Origin of the sequence: Aeromonas sp. QDB34 (assembly GCF_027705405.1) — a bacterium.
Lineage (GTDB): Bacteria > Pseudomonadota > Gammaproteobacteria > Enterobacterales > Aeromonadaceae > Aeromonas > Aeromonas hydrophila.
The window spans coordinates 30,948-56,437 of sequence record NZ_JAPDBT010000021.1 but is presented as its reverse complement, the minus strand read 5'-3'; the positions used below and the strand labels follow the sequence as shown (position 1 = coordinate 56,437).

The 25,490-nt window shown below is 59.8% G+C and carries 24 protein-coding genes and 1 riboswitch; of the genes, 6 read left to right on the top strand and 18 right to left on the bottom strand.

Features of this window, described 5'->3' with window-relative positions; translation table 11 throughout:
- Positions 1-73 precede the first annotated feature (73 nt).
- Together OKC29_RS19490 and OKC29_RS19485 are read right to left on the bottom strand one after the other, a co-directional pair.
- Positions 74-1,495: a sigma-54 dependent transcriptional regulator gene (locus OKC29_RS19490; RefSeq protein ID WP_017409846.1), complete on the bottom strand. Its 1,422-nt coding sequence runs from the start codon at positions 1,493-1,495 to the stop codon at positions 74-76.
- Positions 1,496-1,773: 278 nt separating this feature from the next.
- The gene (locus tag OKC29_RS19485) at positions 1,774-2,643 is read right to left on the bottom strand and encodes a DUF2726 domain-containing protein (protein WP_270669543.1); all 870 of its coding nucleotides are present in this window, start codon (positions 2,641-2,643) and stop codon (positions 1,774-1,776) included.
- 211 nt (positions 2,644-2,854) lie between these two features.
- Here OKC29_RS19485 and OKC29_RS19480 point away from each other — a divergent pair, with 211 nt between their 5' ends.
- The 3 genes from OKC29_RS19480 (at position 2,855) to ppx (ending at position 6,992) form a co-directional block, all read left to right on the top strand.
- Positions 2,855-3,367: a glycine cleavage system protein R gene (locus tag OKC29_RS19480; protein ID WP_176228427.1), complete on the top strand. Its 513-nt coding sequence runs from the start codon at positions 2,855-2,857 to the stop codon at positions 3,365-3,367.
- A 75-nt stretch (positions 3,368-3,442) separates the two neighbouring features.
- The gene (gene ppk1 / locus OKC29_RS19475; protein ID WP_073350878.1) at positions 3,443-5,512 is read left to right on the top strand and encodes a polyphosphate kinase 1; all 2,070 of its coding nucleotides are present in this window, start codon (positions 3,443-3,445) and stop codon (positions 5,510-5,512) included.
- Complete coding sequence (gene ppx / locus OKC29_RS19470) at positions 5,502-6,992, top strand: exopolyphosphatase (RefSeq protein WP_076361343.1); 1,491 nt, start codon at positions 5,502-5,504, stop codon at positions 6,990-6,992. The genes ppk1 and ppx overlap by 11 nt, the downstream gene beginning before the upstream one ends.
- Positions 6,993-7,056: 64 nt before the next feature.
- Here ppx and mgtE read toward each other — a convergent pair whose 3' ends face one another.
- From mgtE to OKC29_RS19400, 14 genes are all read right to left on the bottom strand, one after another.
- A complete protein-coding gene (mgtE, locus tag OKC29_RS19465; protein WP_024944833.1) occupies positions 7,057-8,400 on the bottom strand; it encodes a magnesium transporter in 1,344 nt (447 codons plus the stop codon).
- Positions 8,401-8,520: 120 nt separating this feature from the next.
- A riboswitch (M-box (ykoK) riboswitch) is annotated at positions 8,521-8,690 on the bottom strand.
- A gap of 214 nt (positions 8,691-8,904) precedes the next feature.
- Complete coding sequence (gene flgL, locus OKC29_RS19460) at positions 8,905-10,113, bottom strand: flagellar hook-associated protein FlgL (protein WP_024944832.1); 1,209 nt, start codon at positions 10,111-10,113, stop codon at positions 8,905-8,907.
- Between the two features lie 4 nt (positions 10,114-10,117).
- Positions 10,118-12,118, bottom strand: coding sequence for a FlgK family flagellar hook-associated protein (locus tag OKC29_RS19455; RefSeq protein ID WP_270669538.1), 2,001 nt, complete (start codon positions 12,116-12,118; stop codon positions 10,118-10,120).
- Between the two features lie 3 nt (positions 12,119-12,121).
- Complete coding sequence (gene flgJ, locus OKC29_RS19450) at positions 12,122-13,213, bottom strand: flagellar assembly peptidoglycan hydrolase FlgJ (RefSeq protein WP_024944830.1); 1,092 nt, start codon at positions 13,211-13,213, stop codon at positions 12,122-12,124.
- 44 nt (positions 13,214-13,257) lie between these two features.
- Complete coding sequence (locus OKC29_RS19445) at positions 13,258-14,355, bottom strand: flagellar basal body P-ring protein FlgI (protein ID WP_011706637.1); 1,098 nt, start codon at positions 14,353-14,355, stop codon at positions 13,258-13,260.
- 8 nt (positions 14,356-14,363) lie between these two features.
- A complete protein-coding gene (gene flgH / locus OKC29_RS19440; RefSeq protein ID WP_270669546.1) occupies positions 14,364-15,035 on the bottom strand; it encodes a flagellar basal body L-ring protein FlgH in 672 nt (223 codons plus the stop codon).
- Positions 15,036-15,049: 14 nt separating this feature from the next.
- Entirely contained in the window at positions 15,050-15,838 is a 789-nt protein-coding gene (gene flgG, locus OKC29_RS19435; RefSeq protein ID WP_011706639.1) for a flagellar basal-body rod protein FlgG, read from the bottom strand.
- Positions 15,839-15,852: 14 nt separating this feature from the next.
- Complete coding sequence (gene flgF, locus OKC29_RS19430; protein ID WP_011706640.1) at positions 15,853-16,599, bottom strand: flagellar basal-body rod protein FlgF; 747 nt, start codon at positions 16,597-16,599, stop codon at positions 15,853-15,855.
- Positions 16,600-16,734: 135 nt separating this feature from the next.
- Positions 16,735-18,069: a flagellar hook protein FlgE gene (gene flgE / locus OKC29_RS19425; RefSeq protein ID WP_016351321.1), complete on the bottom strand. Its 1,335-nt coding sequence runs from the start codon at positions 18,067-18,069 to the stop codon at positions 16,735-16,737.
- Between the two features lie 10 nt (positions 18,070-18,079).
- Entirely contained in the window at positions 18,080-18,808 is a 729-nt protein-coding gene (locus OKC29_RS19420; RefSeq protein WP_085735716.1) for a flagellar hook assembly protein FlgD, read from the bottom strand.
- Between the two features lie 15 nt (positions 18,809-18,823).
- Positions 18,824-19,243 (bottom strand): flagellar basal body rod protein FlgC, encoded by a 420-nt coding sequence (gene flgC / locus OKC29_RS19415; protein WP_011706643.1) that lies wholly within the window; start codon positions 19,241-19,243, stop codon positions 18,824-18,826.
- The gene (gene flgB / locus OKC29_RS19410; RefSeq protein ID WP_011706644.1) at positions 19,243-19,641 is read right to left on the bottom strand and encodes a flagellar basal body rod protein FlgB; all 399 of its coding nucleotides are present in this window, start codon (positions 19,639-19,641) and stop codon (positions 19,243-19,245) included. Before flgB ends, flgC begins: the two co-directional genes overlap by 1 nt.
- Positions 19,642-19,704: 63 nt before the next feature.
- Positions 19,705-20,529 carry a CheR family methyltransferase gene (locus tag OKC29_RS19405; protein WP_011706645.1) on the bottom strand — a complete coding sequence of 275 codons (825 nt, stop codon included), beginning with the start codon at positions 20,527-20,529 and terminating at the stop codon, positions 19,705-19,707.
- Between the two features lie 18 nt (positions 20,530-20,547).
- Positions 20,548-21,459 (bottom strand): chemotaxis protein CheV, encoded by a 912-nt coding sequence (locus OKC29_RS19400; protein WP_011706646.1) that lies wholly within the window; start codon positions 21,457-21,459, stop codon positions 20,548-20,550.
- Between the two features lie 222 nt (positions 21,460-21,681).
- Between OKC29_RS19400 and flgA the strand changes: the two genes are divergently transcribed.
- The 3 genes from flgA to OKC29_RS19385 all read left to right on the top strand — a co-directional run bounded on the left by flgA (position 21,682) and on the right by OKC29_RS19385 (position 23,111).
- Positions 21,682-22,287, top strand: coding sequence for a flagellar basal body P-ring formation chaperone FlgA (gene flgA, locus OKC29_RS19395; RefSeq protein WP_333562760.1), 606 nt, complete (start codon positions 21,682-21,684; stop codon positions 22,285-22,287).
- A gap of 90 nt (positions 22,288-22,377) precedes the next feature.
- Positions 22,378-22,698, top strand: a complete 321-nt coding sequence (gene flgM / locus OKC29_RS19390; RefSeq protein ID WP_011706648.1) for a flagellar biosynthesis anti-sigma factor FlgM — start codon at positions 22,378-22,380, stop codon at positions 22,696-22,698.
- The gene (locus OKC29_RS19385) at positions 22,698-23,111 is read left to right on the top strand and encodes a flagella synthesis protein FlgN (protein WP_011706649.1); all 414 of its coding nucleotides are present in this window, start codon (positions 22,698-22,700) and stop codon (positions 23,109-23,111) included. The genes flgM and OKC29_RS19385 overlap by 1 nt, the downstream gene beginning before the upstream one ends.
- 57 nt (positions 23,112-23,168) lie before the next feature.
- Here OKC29_RS19385 and yfcE read toward each other — a convergent pair whose 3' ends face one another.
- Both yfcE and OKC29_RS19375 read right to left on the bottom strand, forming a co-directional pair.
- Positions 23,169-23,711 (bottom strand): phosphodiesterase, encoded by a 543-nt coding sequence (yfcE, locus tag OKC29_RS19380; RefSeq protein WP_270669533.1) that lies wholly within the window; start codon positions 23,709-23,711, stop codon positions 23,169-23,171.
- A 10-nt stretch (positions 23,712-23,721) separates the two neighbouring features.
- Entirely contained in the window at positions 23,722-25,359 is a 1,638-nt protein-coding gene (locus tag OKC29_RS19375; protein ID WP_270669532.1) for a peptide ABC transporter substrate-binding protein, read from the bottom strand.
- Between the last annotated feature and the right edge of the window lie 131 nt (positions 25,360-25,490).

Here is a 25,490-nt window from a genome sequence, read left to right as displayed (position 1 = left end):
TATTCAATTTCCATGCCACTAAAATTTACATATAAAATCAAAGCCTTGAAGCTAGGCGTCAAGGCTTTGACCCTTATGCTTCCTTGCTCATCCCGTATTTTTTCATCTTCTCCACCAGGGTGGTACGGCGCATGCCGAGCAGGTCGGCAGCGCGGGCCACCACCCCGTCCTGGGACTCCAGCGCCTGGCGGATCAGCTCCACCTCGAGGTCGGCCAGCATCTCCTTGAGGTTGACCCCCTCCTCCGGCAGCTGCATGGCACGGGCGTGGCTGGCGGGCAGATCCAGCTCGGGCGGATCCTGGAACACGGCGGCCAGTGCATCGCGCTCGTCCATCTCGGTCAGCCGCTCGTCCCGCGGCTCGCACGGCAGCAAACGATAGCGGCTCGGCAAGTCAGCCACATCGACAATCTGCTGCGGATAGAGGATGAGCAGCCGCTCCAGCAGGTTGGAGAGCTCGCGCACGTTGCCGGGCCAGGGATACTGCATCAGGGATTCCATGGCGCGCTGGGTCAGGCGGATCATCCCCTGATGCAGCTCGGCATGGCGATTGAGCAACTCCTGCAGCAACAGCGGGATGTCGTCGGCCCGATCCCGCAGCGGCGGGGTCTCGATGGGGAAGACGTTGAGGCGATAGTAGAGATCTTCGCGAAAACCCTGGGTACGGATCATCGCTTCCAGATCCCGGTGGGTGGCCGCGATGATGCGCACATCCGCCTGGATGGGCTTGCCGCCGCCAACCCGATCAAACAACCGCTCCTGCAGCACCCGCAGCAGCTTGACCTGCATCGGCAGCGGCATGTCGCCGATCTCGTCGAGAAACAGGGTGCCCCCCTGTGCCAGCTCGAAGCGGCCGCGCCGGGCGGCGATGGCGCCGGTGAAGGCCCCCTTCTCGTGGCCGAACAGTTCACTTTCCAGCAGCTCAGCCGGAATGGCGCCGCAGTTGATGGGCACGAAGGGGCCCTGGCTTCGGCCGGACAGCTCATGGATGGCGCGGGCCACCACCTCCTTGCCGGTACCCGATTCGCCGAGGATCAGCACGTTGGCATCGGTCTCGGCCACCTGGCTGATGAGCCGACGCACCTCCTGGATCCCCTTGCCCTTGCCCACCAGCAGGCGCAGCAGCGCCTGCCCCTTGTCGTGGGTCTGCTGGCGAGGATGGAGGGAAACGAAGGCCTGGCAAAAGTGCAGATGGCGGGTCAGGGATTCGTAGGTGAAGGGCGCCTCGGCCACCCCGATAAAGTTGCTGTTGGGAAAGTCGGCCTCCACCAGCGACAGGAAAGGCACCCGGGGGAATCCGGTCAGCAGCTCGCCCAGCGGGCGGCCGTTGAGGGAACCGGTCAACACCCCCTGCAACGGGCCGGATGACTCGATGGCCACATCCAGATCGCCCTCGGCAACGTCCTGCCAGGGGATCCCCATGAACGAGAGAACTGTCCCCAACTGTTGGCGCCGCTGCGCATCGGCGTCAACAATCAACACTCCCATTGCCATCATATCCATCCCTCTATTCTCGACGTAACTTATTGTTTTATTGTGCTTATGTGGTCAAGCCACGCACTTTATGCAGGATGCACAAAGTGCCAAAATTCCGACGCATTGTCAAAATTTGTCGCATTTCACCTAAGTTTATCGACCCAACGGCGCAACAAGATAAATTTTGTCGCCTCTTTTTTTGGGTACGGTGGGCAGGCAGCGGGCAAACAAGAGAGGCAGGAACACCAGCAGGTGCGCCTGTTTGCGGCCGGCAGCAGGCCGCAAACAGGCGGTGGGGATCAATGGCGGGCGTGAGTATGGGGGGCGGCGTAGCGACACTCGGGGAAGCGGCTGCAGGCCAGGAACAGCCGGCCGGCATGGGGGCCCTTCTTGGCTTCCCGCTCCACCAGCGGCGCATCACAGCGCGGGCAGTGCGGCACCTGATGGGGATACTCGTCCTCATCCTCCTCCACCTCGGCAAACAGATTCTCCACCAGCTCGGCGTCGGCCGCCGGCAGCGGTGCACTGCGCGGCGATACGATCGCTTTGATGGGGGCTACGGCCGGAGCACGACCGCCATGGCGAGGCTCTTCCACCTCGACCCGATCCAGCTGCAGGGGGCTGAAGGTGGGCTCGCGGCGATCCCCTGGCAGCAGATCCTCATCCGGGGCACGGCGGGGACCGCTTAGCAGCGGCAGGATCTGTTCGCGCAGCTCCTCGACCTGATAATGGCTGCTTGCCGGGATCTGCAACAGCGGCAGACCAGCGCTGTCAAAGGCCGCCTTGAGGAAACTGTCGCGCACCTTGCGCTTCTGGTGACGATGGGAGCTGTCATCGAGCTCAATGGCGCAGATGAAGGAGAGATCGGAGGGGTGGCAGAGCAGATAGTCCACATGCTTGGCGCTGATCTTGTTGAACGCCTGCTGCCACTTGCTCTTGCCCATGCCCGTCTCCGGCGTCAGCACATCGGCCACCCGCACCTTGGCAAAGACCCGGACCTGGTCGCCGACCGCCAGATCCAGCACACCGAGGAAGGAGCGCTCAGCGGGGCTGAACAGGGTTTCCTGCAGATCATAGGGCAGCGCCTTGCCCTTCTTGCCCCTGCTCCAGAAGATCGCCAGCAGCAGCAACACCAACAACACCAATCCCGATACGACAAGGCTATTCATACGCGCACATCCCGTTCACAAGAGCTATCCGGTTCACAATACAAAACAGGGGCATCACTCTACCACGGTGCAGCGGGCGCAGGCAGTGCAGAAATGGCGCCAACCCCCTCCCGGCGGTGCTTTTTCGCCATATTTGCGGTGGGCGGGGCTTCATATGGCCTGTGACAGCAGGCACAATGCTACGGAGTACCCATTTTCCAAGGAGAGCAGGATGCAAAAGCAATTGGTCGTGACCGTGATAGGCGCTGACAAGCCCGGTATCGTCGAGAGTCTGGCGGACGTCATCACCCACCAGCAGGGCAACTGGCTGGCCAGCTCCATGAGCGAGCTGGCAGGACAATTTGCCGGCATCCTGCACGTCAGCGTGCCTGACGAACACTACCGCAGCCTGTGCGAGGCGCTGGTGATGCTGCCCGGCCTCACCGTCAGCTTCGCCGAAGGCCAGCTCAGCCAGGAGCCGGAACGGCAGGTGATGGTCAGCGTCACCGGCAACGACCGAGCCGGCATCGTCCACGAGGTGGCCAGCATCCTGCGCCAGCTCAACATCAACGTGGCCGACCTCACCACCGGCTGCGAACCGGCCCCCCACTCCGGCGCCCCGCTCTTCTACGCCCACGCCCTGGTGGCGCTGCCGCCCCGACTCGCACTGGGGGATCTCATCAGCGCGCTGGAGTCGCTGTCGGACGATCTGGTGGTCGACATCGATCAGGCCATCATCGACTGAGCGGATGGTCATCAATCTGTCATATTTCCACGCCATAACTGCCGCGCAGACGCGACCTGACCACAGAGGCATCACATGAGCACCGACAAGCAGTATGAAGAGAAGGAGCTGAGTTGGCTCTCATTCAATGAACGGGTGTTGCAAGAGGCAATGGACAAGACGGTCCCGCTCATCGAGCGGGTCCGCTTCCTCGGGATCTTCTCCTCCAACCAGGACGAGTTCTTTAAAGTGCGGGTATCGGACGTCAAGCGCCGCATCCTGATCAACGAAGTGCACGGCGGCGACGACGAGGCCAAGGTGCTGCTGCGCGCCATCCAGCAGAAGGTAATGGCGCTCGGCGAGGCGTTCGACAACACCTACAAGGAGCTGTTGATAGCGCTCGCCCGCCACAACATCTTCCTGGTCAACGAGTACCAGCTCTCCGAGTCCATCCAGCAGTGGCTGCGGGTCTTCTTCAAGGAGAAGGTGCTGCGCCACATCATCCCGATCCTGCTCAACAAAGAGGTCAACCCGGTCAAGTTTCTGAAAGACGAGTACACCTATCTGGCCATCGAGATGAAGAAGAACGGCCAGGTGATCCAGTACGCGCTGGTGGAGGTACCGACCGACGATCTGCCCCGCTTCTTCCAGCTGCCGCCGGAGGGCACCCGCCGCAAGAAGCAGATCATCATCCTCGACAACGTCATCCGCTTCTGTCTCGACGAGATCTTCAAGGGCTTCTTCGACTACGACGAGATAGCCGCCTACGCGGTCAAGCTGACCCGGGATGCCGAGTATGATCTCTCCGACCAGCTGGATCTGAGCCTGGTCGACAAGATGAGTGATGGCTTGAAGCAGCGCCTCACCGCCATGCCGGTGCGCTTCGTCTACGAGCGGGAGATGCCGGCAGCCATGATCAGCTTCCTGAAGCTCAAGCTGCAGATCAGCTCCTACGACGCCATCATGCCGGGCGGCCGTTATCACAACTTCAAGGATTTCATCGGCTTCCCCAACGTGGGCCGGGATTATCTGGAAAACCCCAAGCTGCCGGCGCTGGATTGCCGCGATTTTGACGGCTTCGTCAACGCCTTCGACGCCATCACCAGGCAGGACATACTGCTCTACTACCCGTACCACAAGTTCCACCACTTCACCGAGCTGGTGCGCCAGGCGGCGTTCGATCCGGCGGTCAGCGCCATTCGCATCAACATCTACCGGGTGGCCAAGAAGTCACGCATCATCCACTCCCTCATCGACGCCGCCAACAACGGCAAGAAGGTGACCGTGGTGGTGGAGCTGCGCGCCCGCTTCGACGAGGCGGCCAACATCGACTGGGCCAACATCCTGACCGATGCCGGCGTCAAGGTGGTGTTCGGGGTGCCGAGCCTCAAGATCCACTCCAAGCTCTGCCTCATCACCCGCCACGAGCAGGGTGAGGCGGTGCGCTACGCCCACATCGGCACCGGCAACTTCAACGAGAAGACGGCGAAGATCTATACCGACTTCTCCCTGCTGACCCGCCACCCGGACATCACCGCCGAGGTGGAGGGGGTGTTCGAGTACATCGAATATCCCTATCGGCGCTACAAGTTCAACCACCTGCTGGTCTCCCCCATCAACAGCCGCCGCCAGCTCTACCGGCTCATCGACAACGAACTGGCCAACGCCAAGGCGGGCCAGCCGAGCGGCATCACCCTCAAGATCAACAACCTGGTGGACAGAGACCTCATCAACCGGCTCTATGCCGCCGGTCAGGCCGGGGTGCCTATCCAGATGATCATCCGCGGCATGTGTGCCCTGCGTCCGGGCGTGCCGGGCCTCAGCGACAACATCAGGGTGATCAGCATCATCGACCGCTTCCTCGAGCACCCGCGGGTGATGGTGTTCCACAACAAGGGCAATCCCCAGCTCTATATCTCCAGCGCCGACTGGATGAGCCGCAACATCGACGGCCGCATCGAGGTGGGCACCCCCATCTATGACGAGCGGCTCAAGCAGCGCATCCTCGACATTCTCGAGCTACAACTGAGTGACACCTGCAAGGCGCGGGTCATCGATGCCGACCAGAAGAACGAATACGTGAAGCGGGGCAACCGCCGCAAGATCCGTTCCCAGGTCGCGATTTACGACTACCTCAAACGCATAGAGTCAAACAATGGACAATAGCCTGTACGCCGCCGTCGATCTCGGCTCGAACAGCTTTCACATGGTCATCGCCCGCCTCACCGAGGGACGGCTGCAGATCGTCGATCGGATAAAAGAACGGGTCCGGCTGGCAGAGGGGATGGACGGCCAGCGCCGCATGTCTGCCGAAGCCATGACCCGGGGCCTCGACTGCCTCGCCCTGTTTGCCGAGCGGCTGACCAACATCAAGCCGGATCAGATCCGCATCGCCGGCACCTATACATTGCGCCGTGCCAGCAACGCCCGCGAGTTCGTGAGCGAGGCGGCCAAGGTGCTCAACCACCCCATCGAGATCATCAGCGGCCAGGAAGAGGCGCGCCTCATCTATCAGGGGGTCGCCCATACCCAGCACATCGAAGGCCAGGTACTGGTGGTGGACATCGGCGGCGGCAGCACCGAGCTCATCATCGGCGAGGGGTTCGATCACAAGGCGCTCACCAGCCGCAAGATGGGGTGCGTCAGCTTCACCCAGAGCTTCTTTGCCAACGGCAAGCTGAGCGAAAAAGCCTTCAACAATGCCGTGCTGGAAGCTCAGCACCAGCTCGCCCCCATCATCAACCAGTACCGCAAGCTGGGCTGGCAGAGCTGCCTCGGCAGCTCGGGCTCGATCCGCACCGTGCGCGATGTGTTGCAGGGGGAAGAGTGGACCGATGGCGCCATCACCCTGGCCGGGCTCGAGCGGCTCAAGCAGGAGATGATCAGGCACAAGCGGGTCGGCGATCTCAAGCTGGCCGGCCTCACCGAGGAGCGTCAGGAGGTGTTTGCCGCCGCGGTGGCCATCCTGCTTGGGCTCTTCACCTCCCTGCCCATCGAGCGGATGGACTATTCCGATGGTGCCCTGCGCGAAGGGCTGCTGTACGAGTTCGAGGAGCGCTTGCAGCACCATGACATTCGCGAGCGCACCGCCCTGGCACTCTCCACCCACTATCGCATCGACAAGCGTCAGGCTGGCCGGGTTGAACAGAGCGTGCTGACCCTGTTCGATCTGCTCAGCGGCCCCTGGGAGATGCCGGAGGAGCCCTATCGCGCCATCCTCGGCTGGGCGGCGCGGCTGCACGAAATCGGCCTTGCCATCAACTACAGCGGCATCCACAAACACTCCGCCTACATCTTGCAAAACACCGACCTGCCCGGCTTCAACCAGGACGATCAGGCCCTGCTGGCCGCGCTGGTACGCTTTCACCGCAAGGGGCTCAAGCTCTCCGAGCTGCCCTCCCTGCCCAACCACGACGAACAGACGGTACTGCGCTGCATCCGCATCCTGCGCCTCGCGGTCGCCGCCCACCACAGGCGCCAGGACAACCTGCTGCCCGATTGGCATGTGCAGGCCGCCGGCGATCAGCTGGTGGTCACCCTGCCACTGGACTGGTGCGACGAGAACAAATTGCTGATGCAAAATCTGGAGAAGGAGCACCGCTACTGTCAGGAGCAGGGCTGGCCACTGCTGTTCCAGCTCGGCTGACGCCGACGCAGCGAGACAAAAAAGGCAGCCCATGGGCTGCCTTTTATATTTTCGGGATGGCGGCTTACTGCAGCTCGGGCAGCAGCAGCTTGGCAATTTCGAAGTAGATGATGAGACCGGTACCATCCACCAGAGTGGCGATGAAGGGGGCGGATACCACGGCCGGGTCGATGCGGAAGCGACGCAGCACCATGGGGATCACAGACGCAACGGTGGCGCTCCACAGCACGATGGCGATGATGGTCAGGGTGACGACCATGCCGATCTGGGGGCCAACGCCCAGGCTCCAGGCCCGTACCCAGGCGGCCAGCGCGATGGCGGCCGAGATGAGCAGACCGGTGGAGATCTCCTTTTTCAGCACGGTGCCGAGGTTGCGCAGGCTCACCTCCCCGACCGCCATGGCTCGCACTATGGTGGTGGTGATCTGGGTACCACTGTTGCCGCCGGTACCGATCAGGAGCGGAATGAAGAAGGCCAGCGCGATGGCCGCTTCCAGCTGCTCCTCAAACGCCCGCAGCACGGTACCGGTATAGGCTTCGGCCACGAACAGGATCAGCAGCCAGCCCACCCGCTTGCGCCACAGTTGCCAGGGAGTCGCCTGCAGATAGGGAGTGTCGAGTGGCGAGGAGCCACCCTGCATCTCCGCATCCTCGGTCGATTCGAGCTCCAGGATGTCGGCGGCATCGTCCACGTGGAAGATCCCCACCAGCTTGCCCTGATCCTCGACCGGCAGGGTCGAGATGTCGCGGTCAATCAGCAGGCGGGCGGCCAGTTCCTGATCCGCCCGGGCGTTGATGCGCACCGTCTCCCGGTCCATCAACTCGCTCACCGGCAGTTGCGGGTCGGCAATCAGCAGGGACTTGAGCGAGATGCTGCCAAGCAGGCGGTGGTCGTTGTTGACCACATAGAGGTTCTGGAACAGCTGGGCGTTGTCCCAGGCATCGTGGATCAGCTGCTTGGCACTACCCACCGTCTCCTGATCGCCGATGGCCAGGAATTCGTGGCGCATGTTGGCGCCCACCGATTCGGTCGGCCAGTCGAGCAGGGAGTAGAAGGTGGACTGCACCTGCTCCGGGAAGCGGGCAAGCAGCATGGTGCGATCACTGCTGCCCAGCCGGCGCAGAATGGTCAGCATGTCGCGACGGGGCATGGCCCCCTGCAACACGCTGACGATGCTGGCATGCAGCCGCATCAGCAGACGCCCGGCACAGTCAGCAGACAGCGAACTGAGCAGCGCCGCCCCATCGGCAGTGGGCAGGGTATCGAAGATGCAGTTGAGCTCTTCCGGACGCAGGGTCAGCAGCTGATCGGCACGCTGAACCGGATCCAGGTTGTGCTCCAGCCAGCCCTGCAGGGCAGCCAGATCGAGCAGTTGATGACGATTGAGTAGAGTCTGTGTTTTCTTCATCACAAATGACCTCATGTGATTTCAGGCAAGCCTGAGCGCGAACGGTGATCCGTCGCCGTCTGAAAGAAAACAGCAATTTGATTGACGAGTAATAGGCAGGAAATGACGCCGTCCGGCGTGTCATCATCCCCACGTACCAGCTTTAGCACTGCATAACGTATCCGGTATGCCGGAAGCCACTTGGGTTTACACCTTAATCCGATGAAAACTGTCCTGATCTTGGGCGTCTCTGGACGTCGTGAGATCAGTGGCCTGTGTTTATACAGGAGCCTCGCCTAACGAGATGCTGCAAATATGTGCACAACCCTCTGTTGTGCGGGCTGCATGATTATCGAATGCTCAATAGGAGTCAACCCGTCGCAATGCGCTAAATAGCCTGTGGCAACAGCTTGTTACAATTGGCCGACATGGGGAGTTGAATGAGGATAAACGAGCGGGAAAAACAGGGGCCAAGCGGGTAACCATCGCTCGCAGCCATCAAGGCCGCGAGCGATGAGTGACCAGTCAACGAATGTAGTCGAACAGGGTCAGCTTGCTGATCTTGCTGAAAGAGAGCTGGGTGGCGCTCAGCGCCGCATCCTCTTTTGACAGGGTGGCAATCACCTCATAGAGATCCGTTTCGGAGACCTTGGCCCTCGCCTGCTGGTTCAAGGTACTCAGCCCTTCGTTCGAGCCCATCACCTGCTCCAGGCTATTCAACCGACTGCCAACCTCCCCTAACCCCTGATCCATGTTCTGGCGGGCATTCTTCATGTGGGCGGTGGCATCCGCCACCTTCAGCTGGAAGGTATCCGGCGTGATGTTGGGATCCCGCAGCGCGGTGATGAAATCAGACATGCCATCGAGGATGTTGTTGTTCTGGGGTGGATCCAGTACGAAGTTTTGCGCCGCCCCTCCAGCTGGCAGCGACAGGGTCAGCTCCAGCCCGTTGAAGGGGATCTTGTTGCCTGCCACATAGTCGCCGCTTTGCAGCAAGGCACCGCCGCCATCCCTGATCTCATAGGTATCCGGCGTACCGGCGATGGTGTTCACCGTATACTGGTTGCTGGCGAGTGAGGAGTCGTAGTTGTTGCGATAGAAGCTGTCGAAGTTGCCCTGATCGGCCACCCCGACCTGAATATTGGCGCTCCCCGCGCTGCTGGTTCTGCGGGTCGGCACTATCTCGAACAGATTGAAGCCGGAATCGTTGGCAGGGATCTGCACCGTTGGCGACACCTGAATGTTGCGCTGGCCGGTATCCCCCTGAAAGACATAATTGCCGCTGGCATCCTTGATGAAGGGCTGGGTCTTGCTCTGGTTGCCGCCGAAAATGTATTCGCCCTGGGAGTTCTTGCTGTTCATCAGGTCGAACATCTGCTTTTGCAGCCCCTCCAGCTCGCTGGCGATAGCCTTGCGTTCTTCTAAATCCATAGCTGAATTATTTGACTTCTGGATCAGGGTCTGGGCACTGGTCATGGCGGTGTTGAGGGCGGTCAGCACCGTCTCCTCGTGGCCCAGGCTGTTTTCCAGCAGGCTGCCGTTGACCCCGTACTGCTTGAAGAGATCGATCTCCTTGGTGAGCGCCAGCTTCTGGCTCATGCCGGAGGGATCTTCCCCCGCCGTCTTGAACTTGTTGCCGGTCATCAGCTGCTCATACGCCGTGCTCAGCCGCTCGTTGGCGCCGTTCAGCGAGGAGATGTTGCGGTCATAGACCATGTTGGTGGTGATACGCATCGATTTACCTCACTGATGACAACAGGGTATCGAAGATGGTCTTGGCGGTGCTGACAATCTGGGCGGAGGCGGCATAGGACTGCTGATAACGGATCAGGTTGGCCGCCTCCTCCTCCAGGCTGACACCGGAGACACTCTCGAAAATCCCCTTGCTCTGGGTCAATTTCGTTTCGTCTGCCTTGAGCTGGCTCTTGGCCTGGCTGGCGGTATTGCCCACCCCGGTCACCAGACTGGAGTAAGCCTCGTTGAAGGTCATCTTGTCGTTGCTGGTGCCGGCGTTGCTGCTCTTGCGCACCAGATCCTTGTTCTGCAGATCCGCCAGAGCCAGCCCGTTGGCGTTGTCGGCAAAGCCGTCGGTGTTGTAGCTGAGGGTAAAGCTGTCCTTGGCCTCCACCTTGCCGGTAATGCTGAACTCGTAACCCGGAGTCTGGGTCGGAGTGGCATAAACCTTGGGGCCGCCCAGTGGACTCTCGAGGGCAGCCATCAGGTTCTGTCCCTTGCTGGAAGCGGGGGCTACCCCAATCAACGTGGTACCGTCCGCCGCATAGACCTCATAGTTGCCGCTGCCGTCTATCTTCACTATCTGAGGTGAGGCCGGATTCAGACTGTTGATACCAAAGCCTGAGCCGGCACCGGTATTGGTAATGCCATTGAGCTTGATCTCGCCCGAACCGAAGTTGTTCTTGCCTTTATCGGCCTTGAGCGGCGATGCCAGCGCCAGATCTTCGGCCCGGGTAGCCAGCTGACCCAAGCCGGCGGCTGCCCGCTTGGTCGGCTGCAGCAGGATCCTATCCCCCGCCGCCGGGGTACCGGAGAGATCGATCTGGATACCGTGACCCGCCACCTGCACCGTGGCGGGCGGCGTGGTACCTGTGGTCAACGAAGTGCGGTTGCCATCCTTGTCCACCGAAAACACCTCGTAACCGGTGGCGCTGCTGAACTGCACTTCGTAATCAAAGGTAGTCACTTCCGTGCCCTTGCCGGGCACGAAGCTCACCTTGGCGGCGCCACTGCCGGTGTTCTGGCTGTAGGTCAGACCATCGCTCGTACCGAGAGAAAAGAGATCCCCCCCCAGTTCGTTGTCCAGATCCATCCCCAACCGGTTTTGCTGGTTCATGGCATCGGCCATGGCGGCTGCCAATTGACCTAGCTCGCGCTTGGCCGGCTCCAGATCGTTGCGGGCGGAGAAGAGACCACCGAGACCGCCACCAATATCCTTGTTGTTCAGGGTGATCTTGTTGGGGTCCATGTTCAGCTGCAACTCGGACTCACGGGCATCGGGATTGCCCGGCACCACGCTGAGCTGGGCAACGCTGCCGTTGAGCACCAAGGAGTGGCCGGTGCTCATGTTGACCAGCATGCTGCCGTTGGCCTGCGGCACGGTACGGATCTCCATCTTCTCGGAGAGCTGGCGAATGGCCTCGTCGCGCTGGTCGAACAGCATCAGGTTCTCTTCCGGCGTGCCCTGGGTGCGAATGATGGCCTGGTTCAGATCGTTGATGCTGTTGATCAGGCTGTTCACCCGCTTGGCTTCATCGCCGATGGTGGTGTTGATGGTGTCGGTCTGCTTGTCCAGCTGGGCCGACAGGGTGTGAAAGCGGTTCACCATGCCACTCAGCCCGCTCAAGGTGGTCTTGCGGCCGGAGATGTCGGCAGGCGCTTCGTTGGCAGTATGGAAGCCCTCGAAATAGGAGCTGATGGCGGCGCCGACGCTGTTGCTGGTGTCACCCAGCAGGCTGTCGGTGTTGGCGAGTTGCTGATAACGGGTGGAAGAGGCATAGAAGGCGGACGTGTCGCGTCTGACCTCTCCCTGGGCATAGGCGTTGATGACCCGCTCGGTCAGCATGTCGCCGGTACCCAGTCCGTTGGCATTGGTATAGATCAGGGTCCGTTCACGCACATAGCCTTGGCTATTGACGTTGACGATGTTGTTACTGGTGGTCTGCAGCAGTCGCTGCTGGGCCATCACACCCGAGGTACCAATTCCAAGCAGATCGCTTGCCATGACTTACAGCTCCATTTCTGTATTGTTGGTCGCGGAGTAGCCGGCAATGGCATCACTGCGCAATACCTGTTTCAGTTTCCTGGCGTAGTGCGGGTCGGTGGCGTATCCAGCCTGTTGCAAGGCTTCGAAATAACGATCCGGACTGTCCACCTTGGCCAGGGCTCCCTTGTAGCGGGAACCCGAGGTCAGGAAATCGACATAGTCGTTGAAGCTCTCCTCGAACGACTCGTAGGAGCGAAACGCCGCCTTCTGGCGCGATGCCACTCCCTTCTCGTATTCCAGGGTGCTGACCACCGTCTTGGGCCCTTCCCAGCGCGGATCGGCCTTGATGCCGAACAGGTTGTGGGTCACCTGCCCCTCCCCGTTCTTGATCACCCGCTTGCCCCAGCCGCTTTCCAGCGCCGCCTGGGCTACCAGCACTGCCGGGCTCAATCCCAGCTTGTCGGCCGCCTTCTTGGCCAACGGCATCAGCCGGTTGACAAACTCTTCAGGGGTGTCAAACACCTGTGTCGTTTCATCGAGCGCCTTGGCACCGCGAATGCCGTGTCCCACTTGCGCAGGCCCCATCGGCGGTATGGTGCGGCGACTGCGATGAGCCGTTGCCAAAGGCTGCACATCGCCACTCATCTCCTTGTCAGCAAAATCTTTGCCAACTTTTGAAGCTGAGATGAGATCGTTGGCGGCCGAGGTGGGGGGTTGATAGGGTTTATAGACCCGCTCCGTACGCTGCGGCATCTTGAGCACCCGCCCGTCGTGATGGGTAAAGGTCTCCGGCGAGAGCTGCTTGGCCACCATGGCAGCCAGACCGATGCCACCCTTGCTCGACATGTCGGCGACCCGCTGCTCATCCAGCATCCCCTCGTAGAACTGGGTGTAGCTGCTGTTGAAGGGGCTGTCCTGGGTCAATACCTGGTTGGCCTGGCGCATACTCTGGAACAGGGTCTGGGTAAAAATGGACTCAAACTGGCGAGACGCCGCCATGAGCGCATCCGCCTTGCCCTCCTTGCTCTGGCTCAGCTGGCGCAGGCGATCCAGGTTCTGGATATCCTGCACCATGCCCAGATTCACGCCGCTGTTGGTATCTAACTCTGCCATTTTGCTTACCTCATTGCCGCCCGTGGCAACCCCTTGCCGCTTTATTACAGTATGACCAGCTGGCCTTCGATGGCGCCGGCCTGTTGCAGCGCCTCCAGGATCGCCATCAGATCGCCGGGCGCCACCCCGACCTGATTCACCGCCCGCACCAGATCATCCAGGGTGGCCCCGGTATCCAGCTTGAACATGCGTCCCTGCTCCTGCTGCACGTTGATGGTGGAGTTGTTGGTGACCGCCGTCTGCCCGCCGGAGAGAGGATTGGGCTGGGACACCTGCTGATTTTCCGCGATGGTGACCGTCAAGCCGCCGTGACTGATGGCCGCCGGCTTGAGCCGCACCTGGCTGCCGATGACGATGGTGCCGGTCCGGGAGTTGACGATGATCTTGGCTGCCTCGCTGGCCGGATCCACCTCCAGGTTCTCGATGGTGGCGAGGTAGGAGACGCGCTGGCCCGGGTCCCGCGGTGCATAGACCTTGACCGAGGTAGCATCGAGCGCCTGCGCCGTGTTGGGGCCGACCAGATCGTTGACCACGTCCGCCAGCCGGCGCGCCGTGGTGAAATCGGGGCGGTTCAGGTTGAAGGTGATGGTATCCCCCTGGCTGAAGGAATTCGGGACTTCCCGCTCCACGGTCGCTCCGTTGGCGATGCGGCCCACGGTCGGGGTATTGATCACCACCTTGGAGCCGTCAGCCCCCTCGGCACCCAGCCCGCCAACCACCAGACTGCCCTGCGCCACCGCATAGACCCGGCCATCCAGCCCCTTGAGGAAGCTTTGCAGCAGGGTGCCGCCACGCAGGCTCTTGGCCTCGCCGATGGCCGACACGGTGACGTCTATGGTCTGGCCCGGCTTGGCAAACGGCGGCAGATCCGCATGAATGGCCACCGGCGCCACGTCCTTGATCTTGGGCTTGATGTTGTCCGGCACCTTGATGCCGAAATTGTTCAGCATGGTGCGAAAGGTCTGCTCGGTGAAGGCGTTGCTCTTCTCACCCGTGCCCGGCAGACCGACCACCAGACCGTAGCCGATCAGCTGGTTGCTACGTACCCCTTCCACCGAGCTGATGTCCTTGATCCGGGAGGCATGGGCCATCCCCAGGGGCAACAGGCAGCAGAACAGGGCAACAAGACGGAGCGACTTCATAACACCTCCTAGAGCGGCCACCAGGGGCCATTGAAAAAGCTGGTGAGCCACCCCTGTTCCTGGGTATTGGCCAGATCGCCGGTGCCACCGTAATGGATGCGCGCATTGGCCACCTTCTGGGATGAGACGCTGTTGTCGGTGGTCACATCCTCGGGGCGGATCATGCCGGTGATCCGGATATATTCGTTGCCGTTGTTGAGCATGATCCACTTCTCGCCGCGCACCAGCAGGTTGCCGTTGGGCAGGACCTTGGCCACGCTGACGGAGATGTTGCCCTGCAGGCTGTTGCTCTGATCCGCCTTGGCCTGCCCCTTGAAGGCACCGTTCTGGCTGAGGGAAGCCGACAGATCGTAGGGACCGGCCGTCACCGGCACACCGCCCAACACAGCTGGATTCATGGTGAATTTATTATCCTTGCCGCTCTGGGTATTGGCCTTCTTGGAGGCGGAAGTGTACTCGGCCAGCTCGATGGTGATGATGTCGCCCACCTTGTGCGCCTTGATGTCCGAATAGATGCCGTTGACCTGATCGGGCTGGAAGATGGCACCGGTCGGCCTGACCGAGACCGGCTCCGACTCCCCGTAGACGGGGGCAAACTCGGGATCATCGGGCTTGGCGGTATTGGGCGTGCTGCTGCAGCCCCCCAACGCCAGCAGTCCCAGCATCCATATGGCTTTCATCATGCGCCTCCTACTTATGTGCGCTGGATCAGGAAGGACATCATGCCATCCACCGCCGAGAGAACCTTGGAGTTCATCTCGTACACCCGCTGGGCCTGGATCAGGTTCACCAGCTCTTCGGTCACGTTGACGTTGGAGGTCTCCAGCATGCCCTGCTTGATCACCCCCAGTCCGTCCGTCCCGGCGACACCCTGCACCGGCGCACCGCTGGACTGGGTCTCGACAAACATGTTCTCGCCCATGGGCTGCAGGCCCGAGGCGTTGACGAAGTCAGTGGTGTTGATCTGGCCCACCACCTGGGAGGCGCCATCCCCTTTGAGCTGCACCGACACCTGGCCATCCTCGCCAATCGTCACGCTCTGAGCGTTCTCCGGGATCTGGATCTCCGGCTGCAGCGGATAACCGTTGCCCGGCGTGACGATGGTCCCTTCACTGTTGAGGGTGAACTGGCCGTTGCGGGTATAGGCCGCGCTGCCATCGGGCAGCTGGATCTCGAAGTAGCCGCGGCCGCTTATCATCAGATCCAGCGAATTGTCCGTGGTTTGCACGTTGCCCTGGCTGTGGTTCTTCTGGGTGGCCACTACCTTGGCCCCCGCCCCCAGCATCAGGCCGGAAGGGCGCTCGGTGTCGGCCGATGAACGGCCACCGGGCTGGTTGATGTTTTGATAGAGCAGATCCTCGAAGATGGCCCGGGATTTTTTGTAACCCACGGTGCTGGCGTTCGCCAGGTTGTTCGAGGTAACCGAGATGTTGGTCTGCTGTGCATCCAAGCCGGTCTTGCTGATCCAGAGTGCAGGGTTCATGTAAAACTCCTTGGTTAGCTGATACGCAGCAGCTGGGTTTGAGCCTCGTCATTCTCTTCCGCGGTCTTCATTATTTTGACCTGGGTTTCAAACTGACGTTGCAACCGAATAAGGTTGGTCATTTCATCGACCACGTTGACGTTGCTCCCCTCGAGGGAGCCGGCAATCAGGCCGACAGTGGCCGATGCCGCTTCATTCTGGCCATCCTTGCGACGGAACAGGCCGTCCTGCCCCTTCTCCACCGCATCCACCGCCGGATTGACCAGCTTGATGCGCTGGAAATTCTCCGGCAGGTTGGCGGCCGCGCCTTCCGGACGGCCACTGATGGTGCCGTCCCGATTGATTTCAATTTTCTCCATCGGCAGCGGCAGCACGATGGGCTGACCGCCGTCGTCCACCACGTTCAACCCGGTGGAGGTTTGCAGGTTGCCGGTCGCGCTCAGTTGCAGATTGCCCATGCGGGTATAGGCTTCACCGCCCTTGGGATCCTGCACCGCAATCCAGCCCTGGCCGTCAACGGCAACGTCAAGATCCCGACCCGTGGTCATCAGCATGCCATGCTGCAGATTCTGGCCTGGCCGCTCCGCCATGGCGAACACCCGGGTGGGCAGCCCCTCGCCAAACGCCTGCATGCTGCGCGCCTGCTCGAAGTCGGACTTGAAGCCGGTAGTATTGGCGTTGGCCAGGTTGTTGCTTCGAACAGCCAGGCTGTTCATGCTCTCCTTGGCGCCCGACATGGCGATGTATAGCAGGTGATCCATAGGATCCTCCGTCAAACTGATGACTCTGACAGAGGAACTGCAATTTGAATGCCAATCCCCATTGCCTCGGGTCGCCAAGGCGGCAAATCCCCATGAAAAAGGGCGCCGAAGCGCCCTTTGTTAACAAGAGAATGATTAGCGGATCTGCAGTATGGTCTGCTGCAGGGAGCTGTTCACTTCCAGCGAACGGGAGTTGGCCTGGAAGTTGCGCTGCGCGGTGATGAGGTTGACCAGCTGGGAGGTCAAATCCACGTTGGATTGCTCCAGCGCAGAGGACTTGATGCTGCCCAAGGTGCCCGAGTTGGGGGTGCCGGGCAGCGCATCGCCAGACAGCAGAGACTGGCGCCAGGAGGTATCACCGACCTGGGTCAATCCTTGCGAGTTGGCGAATTTGGCAAGTGCCACCATGGCAACCTTCAACGTGGTCGCATTGCTGTAGGTCGCCGACACAATGCCGTCCGGCGTAATCTCGACCTTGGTCAGGTTACCAACGGTGGCACCATCCTGAGTCAGTTTGGTGACGTTGAAAGGCGAGCTGTATTGAGTCACATCACCGAGACGGATCTCCAATGTCTGGGTGGGATCGGCACCGTTGTTGATGATCCCGGCCGTCGTGCCAAGGGCGACGGTTTTGATCGGGTCAACTGGAACAGTCAGCGTGGGATCCAGTTTACCACCGGAGGTAAACGTCATCTTGACGCCTGTGGGGATGCCTGCAGCCGGGCTGGGTGAACCACCAGCGATATCAATGGGCTTGTTCCCTTCATACATGTACATGCTCCAGGTACCCGGTGTCAGCGGTGTTCCCGGGGCAGCCGGATCCTCATGGCGGACAAAATATTTGGTGATCACATGGGGAGCACCAAGCGAATCATAAATTGTCACCGAGGTTGAGTGGGCAAAGGTGGCCGAGTTGGTGGGGTCAAACGCAGCCGGTGACGTGGGTTTGGTTTTCGACTCGATACTCAGGTTGAAACTGGCTTCCACCAACTCGGTCATTTTTGGCTCACCCGCCCGGTCCGGTATTTGAATCGGTTTGGTGGCGTTGATGCTGACCGCCTTGGGCGTCCCATCCGTGTTGATTTCATAACCTTGCAGATAGTTGCCCTGATTGTTGACCATATAGCTGTTTTCATTCAGCTTGAAGGCGCCGGCCCGGGTAAAGGTACGATCCAGGTTGGTCAGACCGTCCGACGTCACGAAGAAGCCGTTGCCCTGAATGGACAAATCAAGGGCGTTGTTGGTGAACTGCAGCGCCCCCTGGTGAAACTGCTGTGCCACCGCCCCCGTTGCCACACCATTGCCGACCTGGGTCTTGGCATTGACGAAGATGGAGTTGGCGTAGACGTCCGCAAACTCGGCACGAGACTCTTTAAAGCCCGTGGTATTGACGTTGGCAATGTTGTTGGCGGTAACGTTCAGATCTTTCTGTGCCGCGTTGACACCGCTCAAGGCATTGTTAAATGACATATCCAGCTCCTTAGATCGATGCTGTTGGCGTGGGGGTTGATGGTGTTTTCACCGTACCTGCAATCTGCAAGATACTGTTCAGACTTGTTGTACCGAGTCCTTTCAAATTGAGCTGAGTCGGACTGCTTGCCGTACCCAGGATCACGCTGTCGACCTTGCCATAGGCAAAGATCGGGACACTCTCCGACTTCCCGTCCACGGTACCGTTTGCCTTGAGGGTGTATTTGCCCTCTTTGGCCGGGTTTCCGTCCTTGTCCTTGCCATCCCATGCAATCTCAATGTTGCCCTTCTGGTCACCTTCCAGCGGAAACTCCTTGATGACCTGCCCGCTCTCGTCTTCGATGGTGATTTTGACGTTGGAATACTTGTTTTCTGTGCCCACGGCGACCACGCCTTGCAAAGAGCCCTCTTTTTCCAGGTAACCGACATTGCTCTGCAGCAAGACGTTTTGTCCCACCAGCGCCGAGGCTTGCAGCGCCTGACTGGAGGTCATCAGGCTATTGAGGCTGCCAATCTGGTTGGAGAGGCTGCTGATCCCCTGTGACGTCGACATGGAGGTCATCTGGGACAGCATCTGGGCGTTGTCCACCGGCTTGAACGGATCCTGATAGGAGAGCTGCATGGTCAGCAACTTCAGGAACGACTCCTGATCCAGCTCCTTCTTGGGCGTCGATGTCGTGCCCGTGGTCTGGGTGGTCGTGCGGCCGATGCCGTTCACGCCACTGGTTGTATCTGCCATCTATGCGTCCCCCTGTCAGGACTTGCCGAGGTTGAGCGTCTGCTGCAGCATCTTCTTGGCAGAGTCTGCAACCTGCACATTGGTTTGATAGCTGCGCGAGGCGTTGATCATGTCCGCCATCTCTTCCACCATGTTGACGTTGGGTTTGAAGATGAAGCCGTCTTTATCCGCCATGGGGTGGTTGGGGTTGTACTCCTTGAGCAAGGGTGCCTCGCTCTCGACAATCCCCTTTACTTCAACCCCGGCCGACGCCTGCTTGTCCGACATGGCCTGATCCAGCTGGGCGGCAAAAATTGGCCGCCTGGCATGGTAAGTTTTTTCCACGCTGGAGCTGACGCTGTCGGCGTTGGCCATGTTGCTGGCTACCGTGTTGAGGCGAACAGACTGTGCACTCATTGCCGAGCCTGCAATGTCAAAGACCTTGAACAAACTCATCACTGCTCTCCTTTCAAGGCCTTCAGCAGGCCGCTGATCTTGCTGTTCATAAATTCAAGGGAGGTCTGGTATTCAAGGCTGTTGCGCAAAAACTCGCTGCGCTCCTGCTGCACGTCGACCGTGTTGCCATCACCGGTATCGGGCTGCAGGGGATTGCGATATTGCGTAACGCCTGGCGCATCCATCTGCAGGGCAAAATGCTTCTCACTGGTCGTGGCAAGGCCAAAGCCCTGTTGTTGCTGGGCCTCTTCCAATGCTTGCGAGAAGTTGATATCCCGAGCCTTGAAGCCCGGCGTGTCCGCGTTGGCAATGTTGCTGGACAACACCTCTGCACGCTTGGAGCGAACGCTCAGCGTGTATTGATGAATACCAAATGCCTTGTCGAATGAAATTGCCATAGCACACCTCCTGCTTGATAAATTATTAGCAAGAGGTGTGCCAAAGAGGGATTTAAGCGGGGATCATTTAACCTTGTAGACGATGCCGGGGTTGCACCGAATCATCTCGAACCTGTCGGTCAACCCGGCCAGCGACTCGGAAGCCCCCAGCATCAGATAGCCGCCGGGATTGAGGCTGGCAGCAAACTGGTTGAGGATCTTGGACTTCACTTCCGGTGCAAAATAGATGAGCACGTTGCGACAGAAGATGATGTCGAACTTGCCAAGCAGGCTGTAGCTTTCCAGCAGGTTCAATGGCCGGAAGGTGGTCAATTTTCTGACACGCTCCACCACCCGCATCTTGTTGTCACCATAAGGTTCGAAGAACAGCTTCTTGCGCTCGGGCGACAGACCGCGAGCCAGCGCCAGACTGTCGTACACCCCTTCCTTGCACTGATTGAGCATGGTGCTGGAAATATCAGTCCCGACAATCTGCACCCCACCTGGCAAGGTGCCCGGTTTTTTGACCTGCTGTTCCAGTGCCGTCATGGCAATGGAGTAGGGCTCCTGCCCAGAAGAGGAGGCCGCAGACCATATCTTGATCGGTCGGCCACTCTTGCCGAGCTCGGGAAATATCTTGTCCGTCAGCAGCTGGAAGGGGTAGGTATCGCGAAACCACAGGGTTTCGTTGGTAGTCATGGCATCAACCACTGCCATTTTCAGGTCACGCTCACGCACACTCATCGCTCGAGTAACCAGATCAGACAGACTCTCAATACCAAACTGAGTCATCAAGGGTGAAAGCCGACTCTTGACCAGATACTGTTTGTTGTCACCCAGCACGATTCCGCTCTGTACCGCCAGAAAATTGCTGAATTGTTTGTATAAGTCGTCCGAAAGTGTCTTCATGCAGTTTGTTCTTCTTGATTAGAGTGCGCCTTGTACGGCCTTGGCCAATTCATCCGGCTGGAATTTGGCAATGAAATTGTTCGCACCGACTTTCTGCACCATGGCCTGATTGAACACCCCACTGAGGGATGTGTGCAGAATAACATGTAAGTCCTTGAGATTGGGATTGTTGCGGATCTCGGCGGTAAAAGTATAACCATCCATTTCCGGCATCTCGATGTCCGAAATCACCAAGGCGATCTGATCCTTGATGGGACCGTTTTTGGACATCTCCAACAACATGTTGAGCGCTTCACGCCCATCCTTGGCCAGTACGCACTGCACGCCGATGGCTTCGAGCGCACGCTGTACCTGCTTGCGAGCCACGGAAGAGTCATCAGCCACCAGCACCGGACGGCCCAGGGTCGGATGCTCCACGCTGGCTTCCACCAGCTCTTTGCTGACCTCGGTCGATACCGGCGAGATTTCATTGAGAATGCGTTCCACGTCCAGGATCTCGACCAACTCACCGTCGACCTCGGTCACTGCCGTCATGTAGTTGATGCGCCCCGCCCCTTTCGGCGGCGGCAGGATGGATTCCCAGTTCATGTTGATGATGCGCTCGACCGAGTGCACCAGGAAGCCCTGAATGGAGCGGTTGTATTCGGAGATGATGATGAAACACTTGGTCAGATCTTCGATCGGACGCTTGCCCATCGCCATGCTGAGGTCAATCACCGAGATGGTCTGGCCGCGAATATGGGCCACCCCGCGAATGCAGGAGTTCAGCTTGGGCATGACAGTCAAGGGAGGACACTGCAACACTTCACGTACCTTGAATACGTTGATGCCAAATCTTTGACGTCCATTGAGACGAAACAACAATAACTCCAGCCGGTTTTGCCCAACTAGCTGGGTACGTTGGTTGACCGAGTCCAGGATACTGGCCATAAACACTCCCTAAAAACGCTTGGCATTAATCATGCATGCGTGTTGGCTTGCGTCAGACTATCGATGTCACTGCGAACGAATTCTGAAGCAAGCATAGTTAAATATGGTGATATACGTGAACAACTTATCGGCCAGCGAGCGAAAATGATTAGTAGACTTTTCCTCACCTTACTGCTGTTTTGCGGCATTTCTCACGCCACGGCATCCGAGGTGACCAGTTACTTGCAAGAAAAAGCGCAGGATTTTGTGCTCGGCCAGCTTGATGTCCCGCTCGATGCCCAGGTACAGGTGCAGGCAGCCTCCATCGATGAGCGCCTGCCTTTGAGTCGCTGCGACAAACATCTTGCCATCACGCTGCCCGCCAAGATGGAGATCCGCCGCAATACCACCGTCTACCTCAAATGTGAGGAAGAGAAGCCCTGGGATCTCTACTTGCCGGTGCGGGTCAGCATACAGAAGCCTTATGTGACCGTCTCCACCCCGGTGGCCAAGGGCGATATCCTGAGCGAAGGCGTGTTGACGCAGGCCTATCAGGATCAGACGCTGATCCGCGGCGACTATCTCAGCGATACCACAGCGCTCATTGGCGTGCGCAGCAAGCGCGAACTCAAGCCAGGCCAGCCTATCCGGCTCAGTCAGGTCTGCGTGGTCTGCAAGGGCGATCAGGTGACTCTCAGCGCAGAAAATAGCAGCATGCAAATCAAAACCATGGCCCGAGCCTTGCAAGATGGCAGCTTCGGAGACATGATCAGGCTCGTCAATATCCGCTCAGGCAAAACGGTGCAGGGTAAAGTCAACGCTGTTGGCTCCGTGGTGGTCACCTTCTGAGTGTTTTTCAGATCACTTTTTTTCTAAAGTTATGGCGATGACCACCGATAAACAGGTAAGCGAACAGCAAAGCAGACGAAGGTAAACACTATGGCTATTAACAATATCAACAACTTGGCGAACAACCGGTTGCAAAATACCGGCAGCAGCCAGGGTGCCAATACCAAACCAGCGACCTCGTCCCCCGATAACCGTGCGGCGACCGTCAAGACTGACTCCGTCTCCTTGACCAGCGAGGCGCAGCAATTGCAACAGATGCAGAAGAACCTCAACTCAGCTTCCACCGGCAATGAAAGCCGGGTCGAGAGCCTGAAGAAAGCCGTGGCCAATGGTGAATATCAGGTCAACAGCGAAGCTGTGGCCAAGAAGATGTTCAGCTTCGAATCCAACCTCGACAAGTTGCTGGGATAATGGATTTACCTTCGCTGCTGCACACGCAAGACGACTACCTCTCCCAGATGCAAGGCTTGCTGGAGGAGGAGTTCAATCTGCTCAAGCAGCACCAGGCGCTGGCGCTGCCCGAGCTGGCAGAGCGCAAGCAGAAGCTGCTTGCCGATATTGAAGAGCTGGACAAGGCCATGGCGCTGCTGCCAGACCTGAAGCAGCAACTGAATGCCTACCCCGAGCAGATGCGCACCCTGCGTGAGAAACTCGATGCCTGCCAGGAACAGAACGATCTGAACGGGCGCCTGCTCGAGCTCAGCATCGTCTCCAACCGCCGGCTGGCCAGCTACCTGAGCAAGCTGCGGGATCGCAACTCCCTGACCTATGACGCCAAGGGCAATACCCGCTCCGGTACCCGCTCCATCGGCATCAAGGCCTGATCCCCCCGTTATGACGGCTGGCTGCTCCGCAGCACGACCATCCCAACCCCTTCTCTTTTACAGTTCCAGCCGCAACAGCTCTTCGCTGTCCGCACAGGCGTGAATACCGAGCACTCCATTCTCGTAGCGGCCATAACTTGCCGCCAGATTGCCGCGTGGAAAACAGATGGATCCCGGGTTCATCAGCACCAGCTCCCCTTCGCGCTGCAGCACGGGCAAATGGGTGTGACCGTTGATGAACAGGCTGCCGGCAGGTAGCGGCACCTCTGCAGGCCGATAGAGATGGCCGTGGCTGACAAACCAGCGCCGACCATCCACCAGCATCTGGTTGTAAGGGGCTGTGATGGGGAAATCCAGCAGCATCTGATCCACTTCCGAATCACAGTTGCCCCGTACCGCCATGATGCGGGAAGCCAGCGTATTGAGTCGCTCGGCCACGGCCGCAGGGGCATAGCCCGGCGGCACCGGGTTGCGCGGGCCGTGGTTGAGCAGATCGCCGAGCAGCAGGTAGTGATCCGGCTGCCAGGGGGCAAGCTGGTCCAGCACCCGCTCCAGCGCACTCAGGCTGCCGTGCAGGTCGGAAAGAATGGCAATTTTCATGGCAAGCTCCTTACTGCTGGCTGAAGTAGAGATCCTTGGTAGCGATCGCCCCCTTGAGGTTCTGCACCGGCAGGCCGCGCAAGGTGGGATCCACCAGCCGCATCTGGTTGTAGTGATAGACGGGAATGGCCGGCATCTCGTCCATCAGCAGCTGCTCGGCCTGGTGGTAGAGCCCGCTCCGCGCATTGCCATCCAGGGTATCAGCCGCCTGCTGCAGCAGGCCGTCAAAGGTCGGGTTGCAGTAACCGCTCTCGTTCTGGGGATCCTGGCAGCGGAAGCTATTGAGCATGGCGGAGGGCTCCACGTAATCCCCGAACAGGAAGGAGCGGGCCAGCATGAAATCGCCGCTGTCCTTAGCCACCTGATAGGCATTCCACTCCATGTTGTTGAGCGTCACTTCAACCCCCAGCGGCTTCCACATGGATGCGACCGCCAGCGCCAGCTTCTTGTGATTCTCCGAGGTGTTGTAGGTGAGCGTCAGCTTGAGAGGATGTTGACTGTCATAGCCCGCCTGGGCCAGCAGCGCCGAAGCCTTGGCCAACCGAGTCGGCTGATCCTGCAAGGCCAAGGGGGAGCTCAGCGCTTCATAGCCCGGCATGCCGGGCAGCAGCGACCAGGCGGCCTGCTCTCCCTGCCCGCTGACCTTCTCGGTCAACAGGTGCCGATCGATGGTCATGGCCAGCGCCTGGCGCACCCGCACATCCTGCAGCTCGGGGCGGCGCAGGTTGAAGGTGTAGAGGTAGGTGCCCAATAGCGGCAGTCCCCAGATCCGCTCAGGGGTCGCCTCCTTGGTCTTCTGGTAATACTCCAGCGCCACCTTGTTGGTGAGCTGGATCTCCCCCGCCTCGTAGCGCAGCCGCTCGGCATGCTGGGAGGCGAGCGGCAGGTAGGTCACCCGCTGGATCCGGGTGTGGGCATCATCCCAGTACTGGACGTTGCGCTCGGCCTCGATGCGCTCATTGGGCACCCAGTTCACCAGCTTGTAGGCGCCATTGCTCACCAGCTTGCCAGGCTGGGTCCACTGCTTGCCAAACTGGCTGACCGCTTTCTGGTTGACCGGCACGAAGGGGCGCTGGCTTATCAGCTGCAGGAAGTAAGGCACCGGCCGCTCCAGCGTCACTTTGAGGATCTGGTCGCTTTCCGCCTCCACCCCCAGGGTGTTGAGATCGAGCGCACCGGCGTAGATGGACTGGGCATTGTTGATGCCGGTCGCCAGCAGCAGGCCGGCTGAGGGCGAGGCCTGGGCCGGATCCAGCAGACGGCGCCAGGCATAGACGAAATCGGCGGCGGTGAGCGCGTCACCATTGGACCACTTGAGCTGGGGGCGCAGGAAGAAACGCCAGACCAGCCCGTCCTCGCTGGTCTCCCAGCGCTGGGCCTGGGCCGGCACGATCCGCCCCTGCCCATCTTCGCTCACCAGCCCCTCGAACAAGTCCACCAGCACCACTTCACCGGGAAAACCCGAGCGGATCTGGGCCGGATCGAGGGACTCTGGTTCGGCGCCATTGCCCTTGACCAGGGTCTGGCGATCAGACAGCGCAGGCTCCTGGGATACCGTGGTCGCCTGCAGCGGCGGCGCCAGCAGCAGACCCAGCAGCAAGGGAGAGAGCCAGCGACGGGCTGGCCGGGAAGCGGGGCACAAAACCATGACATAAACCTCGTTCAAAACACTTATTTCAAGAAGGGGGAAGGCCGGCGGCGCGCCTGAATACGAATGCATGATGCCGCGCTTGTTATCCCCGAAGACGCCCCGTATTGTATCGGGCTTGCCCAAGAGAT